At 66.0% G+C, this 15,967-nt stretch carries 13 protein-coding genes; 11 read left to right on the top strand and 2 right to left on the bottom strand.

Annotation, left to right across the window (positions count from 1 at the left end; translation table 11 throughout):
* Positions 1-20: 20 nt before the first annotated feature.
* The 4 genes from EJC49_RS03515 to dnaE all read left to right on the top strand — a co-directional run bounded on the left by EJC49_RS03515 (position 21) and on the right by dnaE (position 7,003).
* Complete coding sequence (locus EJC49_RS03515; protein WP_126698125.1) at positions 21-857, top strand: ABC transporter ATP-binding protein; 837 nt, start codon at positions 21-23, stop codon at positions 855-857.
* Positions 857-2,647, top strand: coding sequence for an MlaD family protein (locus EJC49_RS03510; protein WP_126698077.1), 1,791 nt, complete (start codon positions 857-859; stop codon positions 2,645-2,647). Before EJC49_RS03515 ends, EJC49_RS03510 begins: the two co-directional genes overlap by 1 nt.
* An 83-nt stretch (positions 2,648-2,730) precedes the next feature.
* Positions 2,731-3,333: an ABC-type transport auxiliary lipoprotein family protein gene (locus EJC49_RS03505; protein WP_170314595.1), complete on the top strand. Its 603-nt coding sequence runs from the start codon at positions 2,731-2,733 to the stop codon at positions 3,331-3,333.
* Between the two features lie 136 nt (positions 3,334-3,469).
* Positions 3,470-7,003 carry a DNA polymerase III subunit alpha gene (dnaE, locus tag EJC49_RS03500; RefSeq protein ID WP_126698075.1) on the top strand — a complete coding sequence of 1,178 codons (3,534 nt, stop codon included), beginning with the start codon at positions 3,470-3,472 and terminating at the stop codon, positions 7,001-7,003.
* 30 nt (positions 7,004-7,033) lie between these two features.
* Here dnaE and hspQ read toward each other — a convergent pair whose 3' ends face one another.
* Positions 7,034-7,366 (bottom strand): heat shock protein HspQ, encoded by a 333-nt coding sequence (gene hspQ / locus EJC49_RS03495; protein ID WP_126698074.1) that lies wholly within the window; start codon positions 7,364-7,366, stop codon positions 7,034-7,036.
* Between the two features lie 120 nt (positions 7,367-7,486).
* On the opposite strand from hspQ, the gene EJC49_RS03490 reads away from it, so the two are divergent.
* A complete protein-coding gene (locus EJC49_RS03490) occupies positions 7,487-8,455 on the top strand; it encodes an AEC family transporter (RefSeq protein WP_126698124.1) in 969 nt (322 codons plus the stop codon).
* Here EJC49_RS03490 and EJC49_RS03485 read toward each other — a convergent pair.
* The gene (locus tag EJC49_RS03485; RefSeq protein WP_126698073.1) at positions 8,426-9,655 is read right to left on the bottom strand and encodes a UbiH/UbiF family hydroxylase; all 1,230 of its coding nucleotides are present in this window, start codon (positions 9,653-9,655) and stop codon (positions 8,426-8,428) included. The genes EJC49_RS03490 and EJC49_RS03485 overlap by 30 nt on opposite strands.
* A 194-nt stretch (positions 9,656-9,849) precedes the next feature.
* Here EJC49_RS03485 and EJC49_RS03480 point away from each other — a divergent pair, with 194 nt between their 5' ends.
* The 6 genes from EJC49_RS03480 (at position 9,850) to EJC49_RS03455 (ending at position 15,967) form a co-directional block, all read left to right on the top strand.
* Positions 9,850-10,464 (top strand): DUF1326 domain-containing protein, encoded by a 615-nt coding sequence (locus tag EJC49_RS03480; RefSeq protein WP_126698123.1) that lies wholly within the window; start codon positions 9,850-9,852, stop codon positions 10,462-10,464.
* Between the two features lie 2 nt (positions 10,465-10,466).
* Complete coding sequence (gene pcsA, locus EJC49_RS03475) at positions 10,467-11,234, top strand: phosphatidylcholine synthase (RefSeq protein ID WP_170314599.1); 768 nt, start codon at positions 10,467-10,469, stop codon at positions 11,232-11,234.
* A 1-nt stretch (position 11,235) separates the two neighbouring features.
* A complete protein-coding gene (locus tag EJC49_RS03470; protein WP_126698071.1) occupies positions 11,236-12,213 on the top strand; it encodes a quinone oxidoreductase family protein in 978 nt (325 codons plus the stop codon).
* Positions 12,214-12,322: 109 nt separating this feature from the next.
* Positions 12,323-13,885, top strand: a complete 1,563-nt coding sequence (locus EJC49_RS03465) for an ABC transporter ATP-binding protein (RefSeq protein ID WP_126698070.1) — start codon at positions 12,323-12,325, stop codon at positions 13,883-13,885.
* Positions 13,885-15,006 carry an ABC transporter permease gene (locus EJC49_RS03460; protein ID WP_170314594.1) on the top strand — a complete coding sequence of 374 codons (1,122 nt, stop codon included), beginning with the start codon at positions 13,885-13,887 and terminating at the stop codon, positions 15,004-15,006. Before EJC49_RS03465 ends, EJC49_RS03460 begins: the two co-directional genes overlap by 1 nt.
* Positions 14,993-15,967 carry an ABC transporter permease gene (locus EJC49_RS03455; RefSeq protein ID WP_170314593.1) on the top strand — a complete coding sequence of 325 codons (975 nt, stop codon included), beginning with the start codon at positions 14,993-14,995 and terminating at the stop codon, positions 15,965-15,967. The genes EJC49_RS03460 and EJC49_RS03455 overlap by 14 nt, the downstream gene beginning before the upstream one ends.

Here is a 15,967-nt window from a genome sequence, read left to right as displayed (position 1 = left end):
AGAACGGGCTTGGGGCATTGATGGACACGGCGACGGCCAGCCACACGCTGGAAGACCAAGACCGCGAGGTGATTCTCGCCGTTCGCGACGTCACGGTCGCGTTCGGCGACCAGGTCATCCTCGACAGGCTGTCGCTCGATGTCTATCGCGGCGAGATCCTCGGCTTCGTCGGTGCGTCTGGGGCCGGAAAATCGGTGCTGCTGCGCACCGTGCTCGGCCTGAACCGCAAGCAGGGCGGCAGCATCAACCTGTTCGGCGTCGACACCGACAAGGTGACCGATGCTCAGCGGGTTCAGCTCGACATGCGGCTGGGGATGCTGTTTCAGCACGGGGCGCTGTTTTCCGGCCTGTCGGTGATGGAAAACGTGCAGGTGCCGATGCGGGAATATCTCGACCTGCCGAAGAAGCTGATGGACGAACTGGCCCGGCTGAAGATCGAGCTGGTCGGACTGCCCGCCAATGCCGCCAACAAGTTCCCCTCGCAGCTGTCCGGCGGCATGATCAAGCGCGCCGCGCTCGCCCGCGCGCTGGCGCTCGATCCGGCGATCGTCTTTCTCGACGAACCGACGTCGGGTCTCGATCCGATCGGCGCCGCGGAGTTCGACGAACTGGTCGCGAAACTCCGGGACACGATGGGGCTGACCGTCTACATGGTCACCCACGATCTGGACAGCCTCTTCTCCGTGTGCGACCGGGTTGCCGTCCTGGGCCAGAAGAAGGTACTCGTCGAAGGACCGATCAGCTATATGCTCACCGTAGAGGAGCCTTGGGTGAAATCCTACTTCCGGGGCAAGAGGGCACGCCAGATCGATCCCGCAGCACTCCACAACAACGTGTCAGCCGGAGCCGTTCGCTGATGGACACGAAAGCCAACTACGTCGCCGTCGGCCTCTTCGTCGTCCTGGCCATGCTGGCGACGTTCGGATCCCTGTACTGGGCCTACGGCATCGACAGCACGACCGAGACCGCGACGCTGCGCATTCGCATCCCCGGCTCGGCCGCGGGCCTCGGCCGCGGCAGCGCGGTGCTGTTCAACGGCGTCAAGGTCGGCGACATCCAGCGCGTCTACATCGACATCAACAACCCGCGCGCCGCCATCGCCGACGCCAAGGTCGACCGCCTCACGCCCATCACCGTTTCCACCCGCGCAGACATCGGCATCGCCGGCCTGACGGGCCAGGCCAATGTCGAGCTCAAGGGAGGTGATCCTGCGGAGGCCAACCTGCTGAGGCAGGCGGAAGAGGATGGGACGGTCGCCGAGATCGAGGCGAGCCCGTCGGCCGTCACCGACCTGCTCCAGACCGCGCAGGACATCTTCTCGCGAGCCGACCGGGCGGTCACCAATTTCGAAGGCTTCGTCCAGGACGTGCGCGGTCCGTTGACCAGCACGGTCACGAACGTCGAGACGTTCTCGCAGTCGCTCGCCAGCAACGCCGAGGGCGTGAACGAATTCCTCGCCAATTTCGGCGAGTTGTCGAAGACGCTCGGCACCGTCTCGGTACGCCTCGATTCGACGCTTGCCGCCGCCGAGGACCTGATCCGCGCCGTCGACCACCAGCAGGTCGCCAACATCGTCGGCAATGTCGAAACCTTCACCCAGACGCTGAGGACCGCCTCGGCCGACATCGACCGCATCGTCGCGAATGTGGAGCAGACTTCCGATTCGGTGCGTGTGTTCGCCGAGAACGCCAATGGCACGCTCGGTCGCGTCGATGGCATCCTCGACGAGGTCAAGACCGGGGTGGGGACCGCGGTTGCGTCCTTCGATCGGCTGTCGACCCAGGCGTCGGGCACCCTGACGAAGGTCGACGGGGTTCTCGACAGCGCCAAGGGCGGCATCGACCAGGCAGCCGGCTCGATCACCCGCTTCGCCGACGACGCGTCGGGAACGCTGGCCCGGGCCGACGAGATCCTGGCGAGTGTCGATCCCGCCAAGGTCGAGAACGCGCTGACCTCGATCGAGGGCGCCGCGGCCGACGCCCGCAAGGCGGCGGGGGACGTCTCCTCCCTGACCGAACGTTTCAACGCGCGCGGCGAGGACATCGAACAGATCATCGTCAACGCGCGCAGCATCACCGACAATTTCGCGCAGGCGTCGACCCGGGTCGACGGCGTCCTGAAGAAGGTCGACACCATCCTGGCCGAAGTGGACGCGGAAGTCGTCAACCGGGCCATCGACGATTTCTCGGGAGCCGCGGCCGGTGCTCGCAAGGCGGCCGACGATGTCGCCGCCTTTACCGATACCCTCTCGGCGCGGACCGACGACGTCGATGCCATCATCGCCGACGCCAGGGAGGTCGCGTCCAACCTTCGCCAGGCGTCGACCAGGGTCGACGGTGTGCTGGCCAAGGTCGACGACCTGCTCGGCTCGGGCGAGGCGGAAGGGCTGTTTGCCGACGCGTCGGCCACGATGCGATCCTTCCGGACCGTGGCCGACACGCTGAACGCCCGCCTCGGCGGCATCCTCGACAATCTGTCGCGCTTCAGCGGCGGCGGTCTGAGGGATGCTGAAGCGCTGATTCGAGACAGCCGTCGGTCCATCAACCGGATCGAGGAGGCGATCTCGTCCTTCGAGCGCAATCCGCAACGCATCATCACCGGCGGTGAAGGCACCGTGCGCGAGTATGACGGACGGGTCCGCCGTTGACTTTGCCGCCTGATCCCCGCAAGACAAACCACGAGGCGGGACATACGCGCTTGCCGTCACGGACGCGTATCGGGAACGGAAGCGTGAAGAGCGTACGATCACTCGTTGCATTTCTTGGGCTGACCGCAATCCTGTCGGGTTGCGCGGCCATCCCGGGCCTGGGACCCGGGGCGCTCGACACCTATGAGCTGACCAACCCGTCCTTTGCCGCCGTCGGCCGCGCCAAGACACGCCGGCAGATCCTGATCGCCGAACCGACGGCCCTGAAGTCGCTCGACGGCCAGAACATCGTCGTGAAGCCCACCCCTTCGTCCATCGAGTTCCTCGGCGGCGCGCAGTGGGGCGACCGGCTTCCGAAGGTCATCCAGGCCCGGCTTGCCGAAGCTTTCCAGAAATCGGGCAAGTTCGGCGGCGTCGGACGGCCGGGCGAAGGCCTGGCGATCGACTACCAGATCTCCGTCGACATCCGTGCCTTCGAGATTCGCGCCACGGGTGGTCAGACCGCGCATGTCGAGTTCTTCGTGCGCATTCTCAACGACCGGAACGGCGTCGTGCGCGCCTCGCGCGGGTTCGAGGCCGCTGTGCCCGTCGTCGGCACCGGCAACGACGCCTTCGTGGCCGCGCTCGACAGGGCGTTTGCCGACGTGACCGCGGCGCTGGTCAACTGGGCCGTCTCGGCGATCTGATCGGCCGGCGGCAGCGCCACCTCCCTTTTCCACAGATGCGGTCCCCGCCGAGCGACGAAGTGCGACCCGTCGGGTGGACGCGAGGCCATCGAGCGCCGACTATGGCGCCCGACTCGAAGCCCGGACGGAACACACCATGGCAGACCGCCCATCCCGTGACCCGCTGAAACGCGAGGCGGCGGCCGCGAAGGCGCCCTTGCCCGCCGCGACACGGCCTTTCGTCCATCTGCGCGTGCATTCCGCCTATTCGCTGCTCGAAGGCGCCTTGCCGCTGAAGAAGATCGTCGCGCATGCAGTGAAGGACGGGGCGCCGGCCATCGCCGTCGCCGACACGTCGAACCTGTTCGGTGCGCTGGAATTCGCGCAATACGCAACCAAGGACGGCGTCCAGCCCATCATCGCCTGCCAACTGGACGTGGTGTTCGAGGGAGAGCCGCCGCAATCGAGCCGCACCAACGGCCGCAATGGCGGCGGCCGCGAGCGTGCCGCACTGGTGCTGATCGCCGCGACCGAGGCGGGCTATGCCAATCTGGTGCGCCTGGTCAGCCGCGCCTATCTGGACACCGCACCGGGCGAGGGCCCGCACATTCGCGTTTCCTGGATGGTCGAACGGGCCGAGGGCATCATCTGCCTCACCGGGGGGGAGGGCGGACCGATCGGCCGGCCGCTGAAGGCCGAGCGCGCCGCGCTGGCCGAGGAGCGGCTTCTCAAGCTCGCGCAGATCTATGGCGACCGGCTGTACGTGGAAGTCCAACGCCCCGCCGGCTACGACCGGCATGTCGAAGCGGCGACCATCGAACTCGCCTACCGGCACGACCTTCCGCTGGTTGCCACCAACGAGGCCTTCTTTCCCGGACGCGAGGACTACGAGGCGCATGACGCGCTGATCGCCATCGCGGAAGGGACCGTCATCGGCGATGACAACCGCCGCCGGCTGACGCCCGACCATCATCTGCGCACGCAAGCCGAGATGACGGCGCTCTTTGCCGACCTGCCGGAAGCGATCGACCACACGGTCGAGATCGCCATGCGCTGCTCCTACTATCCGAAGAACCGCAATCCGATCCTGCCGCGCTTCACGACCGGCTCCAGCGATGATCCGGAAGCGGCCGAGCGCGAAGAAACGGAAGAACTGAAGCGGCAGGCGCGCGAAGGCCTGGCGATGCGCCTTCGGACCATCGGGCTGTCGGAGGGCTACACACCGGAGCAATATGCCGAGCGGCTCGAATACGAACTCGGCATCATCGACCGGATGAAGTATCCGGGATACTTCCTGATCGTGGCGGACTTCATCAAGTGGGCCAAGGCTCACGACATTCCGGTCGGACCAGGCCGTGGCTCGGGCGCCGGTTCGCTGGTCGCCTATGCGCTGACCATCACCGACGTCGACCCGCTGCGCTTCTCCTTGCTGTTCGAGCGCTTCCTCAACCCCGACCGCGTGTCGATGCCCGACTTCGACATCGACTTCTGCCAGGATCGCCGCGACGAGGTGATCCGCTACGTGCAGGAGCGCTACGGGCGCGACCAGGTGGCGCAGATCATCACCTTTGGAACGCTGCAAGCCCGCGCCGTGCTGCGCGACGTCGGTCGCGTGCTGCAGATGCCCTACGGGCAGGTCGACCGGCTGTGCAAGATGGTGCCGGCCAATCCGGCGAACCCGGTCAAGCTCGCCGACGCCATCGCCGCCGAGCCACGCTTCCAGGAGGAAGTCGACAAGGAGCCGATCGTCGAACAGCTGCTCGACATCGCCCAGAAGCTGGAAGGCCTCTACCGACACGCTTCGACGCATGCCGCCGGAATCGTCATCGGCGACCGTCCGCTGTCGGAACTCGTGCCGATGTATCGCGATCCGCGCTCCGACATGCCGGTGACGCAGTTCAACATGAAGAAGGTCGAGGACGCCGGTCTCGTCAAGTTCGACTTCCTCGGCCTGAAGACGCTGACCGTGCTGGACAAGGCGGTGAAGCTGGTGCGCCGCCGCGGCATCGAGATCGACCTGGCGAAATTGCCGCTCGACGACGAGAAGACGTACTCGATGCTGTCGCGCGGCGAGGTGGTCGGCGTCTTCCAGGTGGAATCGGCGGGCATGCGCAAGGCGCTGATCGGCATGAAGCCGGACCGCATCGAAGACATCATCGCGCTGGTGGCCCTCTACCGTCCGGGCCCGATGGAGAACATCCCGACCTACAACGCCCGCAAGCATGGCGAGGAAGAAATCGCCTCGATCCATCCCAAGATCGACCACCTGGTGAAGGAGACGCAGGGCGTCATCGTCTACCAGGAGCAGGTGATGCAGATCGCGCAGGAACTGTCGGGCTACTCGCTCGGCGAAGCCGATCTCCTGCGCCGCGCCATGGGCAAGAAGATTCGCGCCGAGATGGACAAGCAGCGTGTCCGCTTCGTCGAGGGCGCCGTCGAGCGCGGCGTCTCCAAGCAGCAGTCGGACTTCATCTTCGACCTGCTGGCGAAGTTCGCCGACTACGGCTTCAACAAGTCGCACGCCGCCGCCTACGCGATCGTGTCCTACCAGACTGCCTACATGAAGGCGCACTACCCGGTCGAGTTTCTGGCGGCGTCGATGACGCTCGACATGAACAACACCGACAAGCTGGCCGATTTCCGACAGGACGCGCTCAGGCTGGGCATCGAAGTCCAGCCGCCGTCGGTGACGTCGTCCTTCCGGCCTTTCGAGGTGGGCGAAAACCGCATCTACTACGCGCTCGCCGCCATCAAGGGCGTCGGCGAACTCGCAGTCGACCACATCGTCGAGAAGCGCAAGGAAAAGCCGTTCGAAAGTCTGGAGGATTTCTGCGAGCGCATCGATCCGAGGATCGTTGGCAAGCGGGTGCTGGAAAGCCTGATCCAGGCCGGCGCGCTCGACTGCTTCCAGCGCGAGCGGGCGGAGCTCTTTGCCGGCGTCGAGTTGATGATGGGGCTAGCGCATCGCGCCGCCGAGGACGCGCAGTCGGGCCAGCACGACATCTTCGGCATGGCCCTCGCTGGACCGCGCGAACGGCTGCGGCTGCCGGCCGCCGCTCCATGGGAATCGGCGGATCGCCTGCACCGCGAGTTCGCGGCGGTCGGCTTCTATCTCTCCGCCCACCCGCTCGACGAGTACAAGTCCTTGCTCGAGCGCCTGCGCGTCCAGAACTGGGCCGACTTCTCGATCGCCGTGAAGCGCGGCGCGACCGCCGGGCGCCTGGCCGGCACGGTCGCGTCCAAGCAGGAACGCAAGACGCGTACCGGCAACAAGATGGGCGTCGTCCTGTTTTCCGACACGTCCGGCCAGTATGAAGCGGTGATGTTTTCGGAGACGCTGGCGCAGTATCGCGACATGCTGGAACCCGGTCGGTCGGTGGTCATCACCGTGCAGGCGGAGGACCGGCCGGAGGGCGTCAACCTGCGCATCCAGACCGTCCAGTCGCTGGAGGAAGAGGCGAGCCGGATCAAGCAGGCGCTTCGCGTCTATCTGCGCGATGCGAGCCCGCTGGAGGCGATCGCCAACCGCTTGTCGCAACGCGGCGAGGGGCAGGTCAGCCTGTTCGTCATCAAGGATGGCGGAAAGGGCGAGGTCGAGATCGAACTGCCCGATCGCTACCGCATCTCGCCGCAGATCGCCTCGGCCATGCGCGGCCTGCCGGGCGTCGTCGAAGTGGAGCTGGTATCGTAGTGCGGCCGCTGTGAAGCACCCGCGCCGCCGTCAGTTCACCACCGTCGCCTTCGGCGCATAGCGGCCGTCGGGCGTCGTCACGAAGAACTCGGCGATCTGCGGGTGACGGACCGGCTCTCCGGTCTCGTCGGGCAACAGGTTCTGTTCCGACACGTAAGCGACATACTCGCTTTCGGCGTTCTCGGCCAGAAGGTGGTAGAAGGGCTGGTCCTTGCGCGGGCGAACCTGCGCGGGAATGGCCTGGTACCATTCCTCGGTGTTGGCGAACTCCGGATCGACGTCGAAGATGACGCCCCTGAACGGAAACAGCCGGTGACAGACGACCTGACCGATCTGGAATTTGGCTTCGCGAATTGTTTTCATTGTCACACCCTTACCGATAAGTGGCGCAACCTGAACGACAATTCAATAGCGACCGCGCTTGACGGTCTGTCTGCCAGCCGTTAGCGCCACCCTGCAATCTTGGTGATGGAGGACTGGAAGCTGGCGGAGATTCTCGGCCTTGTCCTGCCGTTTTTCGGACTGATCTTCCTGGGATTCTTCGTCGCGCGGCTGGTTCGCCAGCCGCTGGAAGCGCTCGGCTGGATGAATGTCTTCATCGTCTATGTCGCGCTGCCCGCGCTGTTTTTCCAGCTCTTGTCGCGCACGCCGATCGAGCGACTGACGGAATGGGGCTACATCTTCGCCACGGTCTTCTCGACCTACGCGATGTTCGCGCTGATGTTTGCCGGATCCGTGATCCTGTCGCGCGGGGAGATTGCCGAGAGCACGATCAAGGGGCTGGCCGCCGCCTATGGTAATATCGGCTACATGGGCCCCGGGGTTGCGCTGCTCGCCTTCGGCGAGGAAGCGGCCGTCCCTGTGGCGCTGATCTTCTGCTTCGAGAACATCATGCATTTCGCCATCGCGCCCACGATGATGGCGCTGTCGGGCGGCGACCGGCGATCACCCGGCGCTCTGGCGCTGGAGGTGGCGAGGAAGATCGCGCTGCACCCTTTCATCATCGCCACGGCGGTGGGGGTTGCGGCAGCGGCCGTCCAGTTCGTTCCGCCCGAACCCGTCTCGCGGCTGCTGGAGATGCTGGCGCGGGCGGCGGCGCCCTGCGCGCTCTTCGCCATGGGCGTGACGCTGGCGCTCAGACCCCTGAAGCGGGTGCCGACGGCGATGGCGCCGATCGCTAGCATCAAGCTCGTGCTGCATCCGATCGTCTGCTGGGTGATGCTGAGCCTGGTCGGCGATTTCGATCCGGTCTGGGTCTACACCGCCGTGCTGCTCGCCGCGCTACCCACGGCCACCAACGTCTTCGTCATCGCGCAGCAATATGGCGTCTGGGTCGAACGCGCCTCGGCCAGCGTGCTGATCACGACGGTGATGTCGGTCTTCACGGTGACCGGACTGCTCTACCTGATCAAGAGCGGCCTTCTACCGGCCGACCTGTTTCCGGGGTCCTGAGAACATGGCGGAAAACCCGCTGCCCGGCTGAAGCCCTTCGCGCATGAAGAAGGCGCGCAGCGGCGAGAACGTGCCGAGCAGGCCAAGACCGGCCATGCGCGCCACTTGTGCGGGAAGCATGTCGGACAGCAGCGAGCGGTTGAGCGCATGGACGGCCCCGGTGCGCGCTACGATATCGGGCCGACGCCGGCGGGTATAGGCATCGAGTGCTGCCGGTGCGCCCGGATCCCCGGGATGCCGCGCAGCGATCTCCACCAGGTCGCGAACGTCGCGAATGCCGAGGTTCAGCCCTTGCGCGCCGATCGGCGGAAAGACGTGCGCCGCTTCCCCGACGAGCGCGATCCGGTCGCGAGCGAAGGTCACAGGAATCGCCGACGACAGCGGGTAGACTTGGCGGCCCGTCTCGACGGTCACCTTGCCCAGGGCGGACTGCATCCGCTCCTCGACCAGTGCGGACAGGGTCTCGTCAGGGAAGCCCGCCAGTTCCTCGGCGCGCTCCGGACGCAGGACCCAGACGAGGCTCGATCGGCGGCCTGGCAGCGGCACTTGCGTGAACGGACCGGTCTCCGTGTGGAATTCGGTGGAGACGAAGCCGTGATCGCGCCCATGGGCAAAATTGAAGACGAGCGCGGCCTGCTCGTAGGTGTGTCGCAGCACCCGGATGCCGGCGGCCTCGCGGGCCGGCGATCCGCGCCCGTCCGCGGCGACCGCGAGCCGAGCCGACACGGGTTCCGACGCATCCGGCACGGCCACGACCGGATCGCCGCCGACCCGCCACTCGCCGATTGCAGACTTCGTCCAGGTGATGGCCGGGCTCGCCGACACGGCACGCTGAAGCTCGCGCGCCAGCACGGCGTTTGGCACGTTCCAGCCGAAGGCATCCTCGCCGATCTCGGAGGCGTGGAAGGAAACCGGACCGCTGCGCACGAGCCGCCGCGTCATGTCGATGATGCGCATGGTGCGCAGAGGCGCAGCTTCACCGATGATCGCCTCGCGCACGCCGAGGTCGTCGAGAAAGGCCATCGACGGCACCATCAGGGCGGTGGTCCGGCGATCCTGCGCGCCTGCTTCGGGACCGATCAGCCGCACGCCGAACCCCGCCCGCGCGAAAGCCAGCGCAGCGATCAGTCCCGCAGGTCCAGCGCCCGCAACGATGACGTCCACGACGTCGCCGTCCTCGATCCTGTCGTTCGATGCCATGTCCAAGCACTCCTGTTCGATCCCGGCCGCAGACCGGAGACGTCCGGTATATGGCACCTTCGATGCGTCGATCAACGCGGCGGAATGTGCCACGCGCCGGCCGCGGGCGGCATGGCGCTCGCCGGATACGGCTTGTGCCGGCAACGGCGCTCCCTGTAGTCTCGTGCCAACCGCTCGGTTTGCAGGATGGTCGGATGGCGATGGTGAGCTGGACGATGAAGGGCGAAGTCTTCCGCTCCTGCAGTTGCGCCGTGTTCTGCCCGTCGGTTCTGTCGCTCGGGGATTATCCGGCGACGGAGGGCCCCTGCCAGAGCTGGGCCGGATTTCGCGTCGATTCGGGGCATCACGGCGACGTCGACCTTTCCGGCCTCAAGGCGTGCCTGGTCATGGACATTCCGGGGATCACGAGCCGCGGAAACTGGACGACGGCCCTTTTCATCGATAAACGCGCTTCCATCTACGCTTCAAAGGCCTTGCAGCGAATCTTCACCGGCAGGGCAGGCGGCTCGTCGTCGTTGCTGTCCGTGCTCGTCGGACGGTTCCTCGGCGACGCGTGGGCGCCGATCGTCTGCGAAACCAGGGACAAGACGCGCATTTTCCAGATCCCGGACATCATCGAAGGCGCCTTGACGCCCATCCCTGGAAGGGATGGCGAAGGTGAAACCGTGATCACCAACGCGGCTTACTGGCTGGGTTCCGAGATCACGGTCGCGAAGGCCGAGCGCAGCCACCTGCGCGCCCATGGACGCGACTGGACCTTCGCCGGCCGTTCGGCTGAAATCTGCAAACTGGATTGGCGTGGACCTTGAACCTGAACAAGAACGTCATTGGCCGCAAGATCGCCGAAAGACTGCCGCTGAACCGCAAGAAGGTGACGTGGCCGCAGGCGCGCGCGTTCTCCGTGCATCTTCTGACCGCCTCGGGTTCGTTTCTCGCCTTCCTGTCCCTGGTGGCGGCAAGCGAGCAGCGCTGGACGGCGATGTTCTGGTGGCTGGGTCTAGCACTGTTCGTCGACGGCATCGATGGGCCGATCGCGCGCAAGCTGCAGGTCAAGACGGTGCTGCCGACCTGGTCGGGCGACATGCTCGACAACATCATCGACTACGTCACCTACGTCCTGATACCGGCCTTTGCGCTCTACCAGCGCGGCTTCATGGGCGAAGGGCTGTCGTTCCTGTCGGCCGCCATCATCGTGGTGTCGAGCGCGATCTACTATGCCGATACGGGCATGAAGACCAAGGAGAACTTCTTCAAGGGATTCCCCGTGGTCTGGAACATGGTGGTGTTCACGCTCTTCGTCATCGAACCCGGGGAATGGGTGTCGTTCGCGGTGGTCGTCTTCGCCGGGGTGCTCACCTTCCTGCCGATCAGTTTTCTCCATCCCGTCCGGGTCCAGCGCCTGCGCGGGCTCAACCTGCCGATCTTCTTTGCCTGGTGCGGCCTTGCCGCCATCGCGCTGCTTCAGGACATGGATGCGTCCCCCTGGGTCAGGATCGCGATCGCGGCGACGGGTCTCTACCTGTTCCTGATCGGCGGAATCATGCAGTTGTTTCCAAAACTTGGTGCGAGGAGTTCATAATATGCCGAAAGCGGTCCGGGTTCATGCGCATGGCGGCCCCGAAGTTCTGACCTTCGAAGACGTCGAGATCGGCGCACCGGGCGCCGGCGAGGCGCTGGTTCGCCACACAGCCATCGGCGTCAACTATCTCGACACCTACTTCCGCACCGGCCTCTATCCGGCGCCGAACGGGCTCCCGTTGACGGCGGGCAACGAGGCGGCAGGTGTCGTCGACGCCGTCGGACCCGGTGTCGACTGGCTGAAGCCTGGCGACCGGGTTGCCTATGCGAGCCCCATCGGCGCCTATTGCGAAGCCCGCGTGATGCCCGTCGCCACGCTGGTCAAGCTGCCTGACGACGTGTCCGACGAGCAGGCCGCCGGCATGATGTTGAAGGGCATGACCGCCGAGTATCTGCTGCGTCGGACCTTCGCGGTGAAGCCGGGCGACACGATCCTGTATCACGCCGCCGCCGGCGGCGTCGGCCTTCTGGTCGGGCAGTGGGCCAAGCATCTGGGCGCCACCGTGATCGGCACGGCAAGCAATTCCGACAAGATCGCACTCGCCAAGGCGCATGGCTACGACCACGTCATCGACTATTCGTCGAAGGATTTCGTGGCCGAGGTCAAGGACATCACCGGCGGCAAGATGTGCGACGTGGTCTATGATTCCGTCGGCAAGGACACGTTTCCGGCCTCGCTCGATTGCATCAGGCCGCGGGGCCTTTTCGTCTCGTTCGGCCAGTCGTCGGGTCCGATCCCACCATTCAACCTCGCCATCCTGTCGCAGAAGGGCTCGCTCTTCGCGACGCGTCCGACGCTGTTTGCCTATGTCGCGAGCCGTGCCGATCTCGAAGCCTCCGCCAATGCGCTGTTCGACGTGGTGGCCAAGGGCATCGTCTCGGTCGAGGTCAACCAGCGCTATGCGTTGAAGGATGCGGCCCAGGCCCATGCCGACCTGGAAGGCCGCAAGACGACCGGGACCAGCATCCTGCTGCCTTGAGATTGCGCTTGTTCTCGTGAAGCTCTTTCAATGAGCATATCGCTTTGCGTTGCGCGCAGCGCGCGCATACGATGCGTGCGGGGAAACAAGAAGAACGACGGGGTGTGAGTTGGCGGGAGGCGAAACCCTTCTCGACGTGCGCGGCCTGACCAAGGTGTTCGGCACGCTCAAGGCATGCGATGGCGTCGATCTCGACATTGCGAGAGGCGAGATCCATGCCTTGCTCGGGGAAAACGGCGCCGGCAAGTCGACCCTGGTGAAGATGCTGTTCGGCTCGCTGGAGCCGAACGCGGGCGAGATCCGCTGGAACGGGGAACCGGTGCGCATCACCAGCCCCAGCGAAGCGCGTCGCCTCGGCATCGGCATGGTCTTCCAGCATTTTTCGCTCTTCGAGGCGCTGACGGCGGCCGAGAACATCGCATTGTCGCTCGACGCCAAGACCCCCATCTCGACCATCGCCGCCAAGGCGCAGGCGCTCTCCTACAGCTACGGCCTGCCGCTCGATCCCTATGCGCTCGTCGGCGACCTGTCGGTGGGCGAGCGCCAGCGCATCGAGATCATCCGCTGCCTGCTGCAGACGCCGCAGCTGGTGATTCTCGACGAGCCGACGTCGGTGCTCACGCCGCAGGAGGCCGACAAGCTGTTCGAGACGCTGGAGCGGCTGCGCGGCGAGGGCAAGTCCATTCTCTACATCTCGCATCGCCTCGAGGAGGTGAAGCGCATGTGCGACCGCGCCACCGTCCTGCGGCACGGCAAGGTGGTGGGCCATTGCGATCCGCGCCAGGAGACCGCCGCCTCGCTGGCCCGCATGATGGTCGGCACGGAGGTGCATGCCGTCGTCCGCAGCGTCGACGAGGGTGCGGGAACCGCGGACGTGCTCCTGCGAGTCGACCATCTGAACCGAGCTCCGGCAACGCCCTTCTCCATCCCGCTTCGCGACATTTCCCTCGATGTGCGGGCCGGCGAGGTGATCGGCATCGCGGGCGTGGCGGGCAACGGCCAGGGCGAGTTCTTCGAGGCGGTCTCGGGCGAGGTGCTGCAGGACCGGGCCGAGGCGGTTTCGATCCGCGGCAAGCCCGCCGGTCGCGACGGCATCTCGGGACGCAGGCGCATGGGCGCCGCCTTCGTACCGGAGGAGCGCCTGGGCCACGGCGCCGCGCCCGCCATGAAACTGTCGGAGAACCTGCTTCTGTCTCGCCATGCGACCGATCCCGGGGTCTATGTCGGCGCTTTCGGCATCGTTCGTGGCGCGGCCATTTCAGCTGCCGCCAAGCGCATCAACCAGATGATGGACGTGCGAAAGAGCGCAGAAGACCCGCCGGCCAACGCCCTGTCAGGCGGCAATCTGCAAAAGTTCATCATCGGGCGCGAACTCGACCGCCAGCCATCGGTGATGGTGGTCAACCAGCCGACCTGGGGCGTCGACGCGGGAGCCGCGGCACGCATCCGCCAGTCACTGATCGAGCTCGCCCGCTCCGGCTCGGCGGTGCTGGTGATCAGCCAGGACCTCGACGAACTGTTCGAGATTTCCGACAAGATTGCCGTCATGCACAATGGCGAGCTCTCCAAGCCCATGCCGCGCGCCGAAGCGACCTACGAGAAGGTCGGCCTCCTGATGGGCGGCGCCGAGCCCGGCCACGTGCACCACCACGACCCGGCGGAGATGGCGTGATGCGGCTCGAACTGGTCAAGCGGCCGCAGCAATCCGCGCTCTTTTCCGCGTTGTCGCCGTTCATCGCCTTCGGACTGATGGTGGTGGCCGGCGGCGTGATCTTCCTGATCCTCGGCAAGGATCCCGTGAACGGGCTCTACGCCTATTTCATCGAGCCGCTGACCGAAGTCTGGTCGCTGCACGAGCTGGCGATCAAGGCCGCGCCGCTCATCCTGATCGCGGTCGGCCTGTCGGTCTGCTTCCTGTCGTCGAACTGGAACATCGGCGCGGAAGGCCAGTTCACCATCGGCGCGATCGCCGGCTCGGCCATTCCGCTGTATTTTCCCCAGTTCCAGAACGGCGCCGTGCTGCCGATGATGCTGATCTGCGGGGCAATCGGCGGCGCGGCCTGGGCCGCCATCCCGGCCATCCTGAAGGCGCGCTTCAACACCAACGAGATCCTGACCTCGCTGATGCTGGTCTATGTCGCGCAGCTGATCCTCGACTGGCTGGTGCGCGGCCCCTGGCGCGATCCGGCCGCCATGAGCTTCCCGCAGGCGCCGGCCTTCCACTCCTGGGCGATCGTGCCGGAGTTGATGCCGATGTCGGGCCGCGCCAACTGGGGCATCGTCCTGGCCATCGTCGCGGCGGTCGCGGTGTGGTTCATGCTGTCGCGCACGCTGAAGGGCTTCGAGGTGAAGGTGATCGGGCAGAGCCCGAGGGCAGGGCGCTTCGGCGGCTTTTCCACGGCGCGCACCATCGTCTTCGCCTTCCTGGTCTCGGGCGCGCTGGCGGGACTCGCCGGCATCGTCGAGGTGTCGGGTGCGATCGGCCGATTGCAGCCGCAGATCTCGCCGGGCTACGGATTCGCGGCCATCATCGTCGCCTTCCTCGGCCGGCTGAACCCGCTCGGCATCGTTGCCGCCGGTTTCGTGCTGGCGCTTTCCTATCTGGGCGGCGAGGCGGCGCAGATCGGCATCGGCGTCACCGACAAGACCGTGCGCGCCTTCCAGGGCATGCTGCTATTCTTCGTGCTCGCCTGCGACACGCTCATCCACTACCGGGTCCGCCTCGTGCGGCCTGCCCCCGCCGCACCGCCGGCGGCCGCCCCCGTGACGGAGACCGCCCATGGGCATGGCTGAAGCGATCCTGCTCACGATCGCCACCGCTGCGACGCCGCTTCTGCTCGCCGCCATCGGCGAACTCGTCGTCGAACGTTCGGGCGTCCTCAACCTCGGCGTCGAGGGCATGATGCTGATGGGCGCCGTCACCGCCTTCGGCGTCGCGCTCATGACCGGCAACGCCTGGCTCGGCGTCGTCGCCGGCGCCCTGGCAGGCTTGCTGTTTTCGCTCTTTTTCGGCGTGCTCGCGCTGACGCTGGTCACCAACCAGGTCGCGACCGGGCTGGCGCTCACGCTTCTCGGCATCGGCCTTTCGGGCATGATCGGCGTCGCCTTCGTCGGACAGCCGGGCGTCAAGCTGGAGGCCATCTTCATTCCCGGCCTGACGGAGCTTCCGCTGGTGGGCCGCCTGTTTTTCGGCCAGGATCCGATGTTCTACATCTCGATCCTGCTGACGGCCGGCGTGATGTGGTTCCTGTTTCGCACCCGGGCGGGGCTGACGCTGCGCTCCGTCGGCGACAGCCATTCCTCGGCCCATGCGCTGGGCATCAAGGTGATTGCGATCCGCTACATGGCCGTGATGTTCGGCGGCGCCTGCGCGGGGCTGGCGGGCGCGCAACTGTCGCTCGTCTACACCACGCAGTGGATCGAGAACATGACGGCCGGTCGCGGCTGGATCGCGCTGGCGCTCGTCGTCTTCGCCTCGTGGCGGCCGTGGCGGGTGCTGGCCGGCGCCTATCTCTTCGGCGCCATCACCATCGCCCAGCTGCACATCCAGGCGACCAATCTCGCCGATCTCGCCAGCCTGCCCGGACCGCTCTTCTGGTTCGCCGGGCTGGTCAAGTCGGTCCCGTCGCAGTTCCTTTCGGCGCTTCCCTATCTGGCAACGGTCATCGTTCTCGTGCTGATATCGAGAAACAGACGGCTGACGATGATGAACACGCCGGCTTCGCTCGGACGGCCCTTCGTGCCCGACCGATGA

The sequence above is a fragment of the Aquibium carbonis genome (assembly GCF_003970795.1).
In the GTDB taxonomy this organism is placed as follows: Bacteria; Pseudomonadota; Alphaproteobacteria; order Rhizobiales; family Rhizobiaceae; genus Aquibium; species Aquibium carbonis.
The sequence above is the reverse complement of the archived record's forward strand: the minus strand, read 5'-3'. Positions and strand labels throughout refer to the sequence as shown.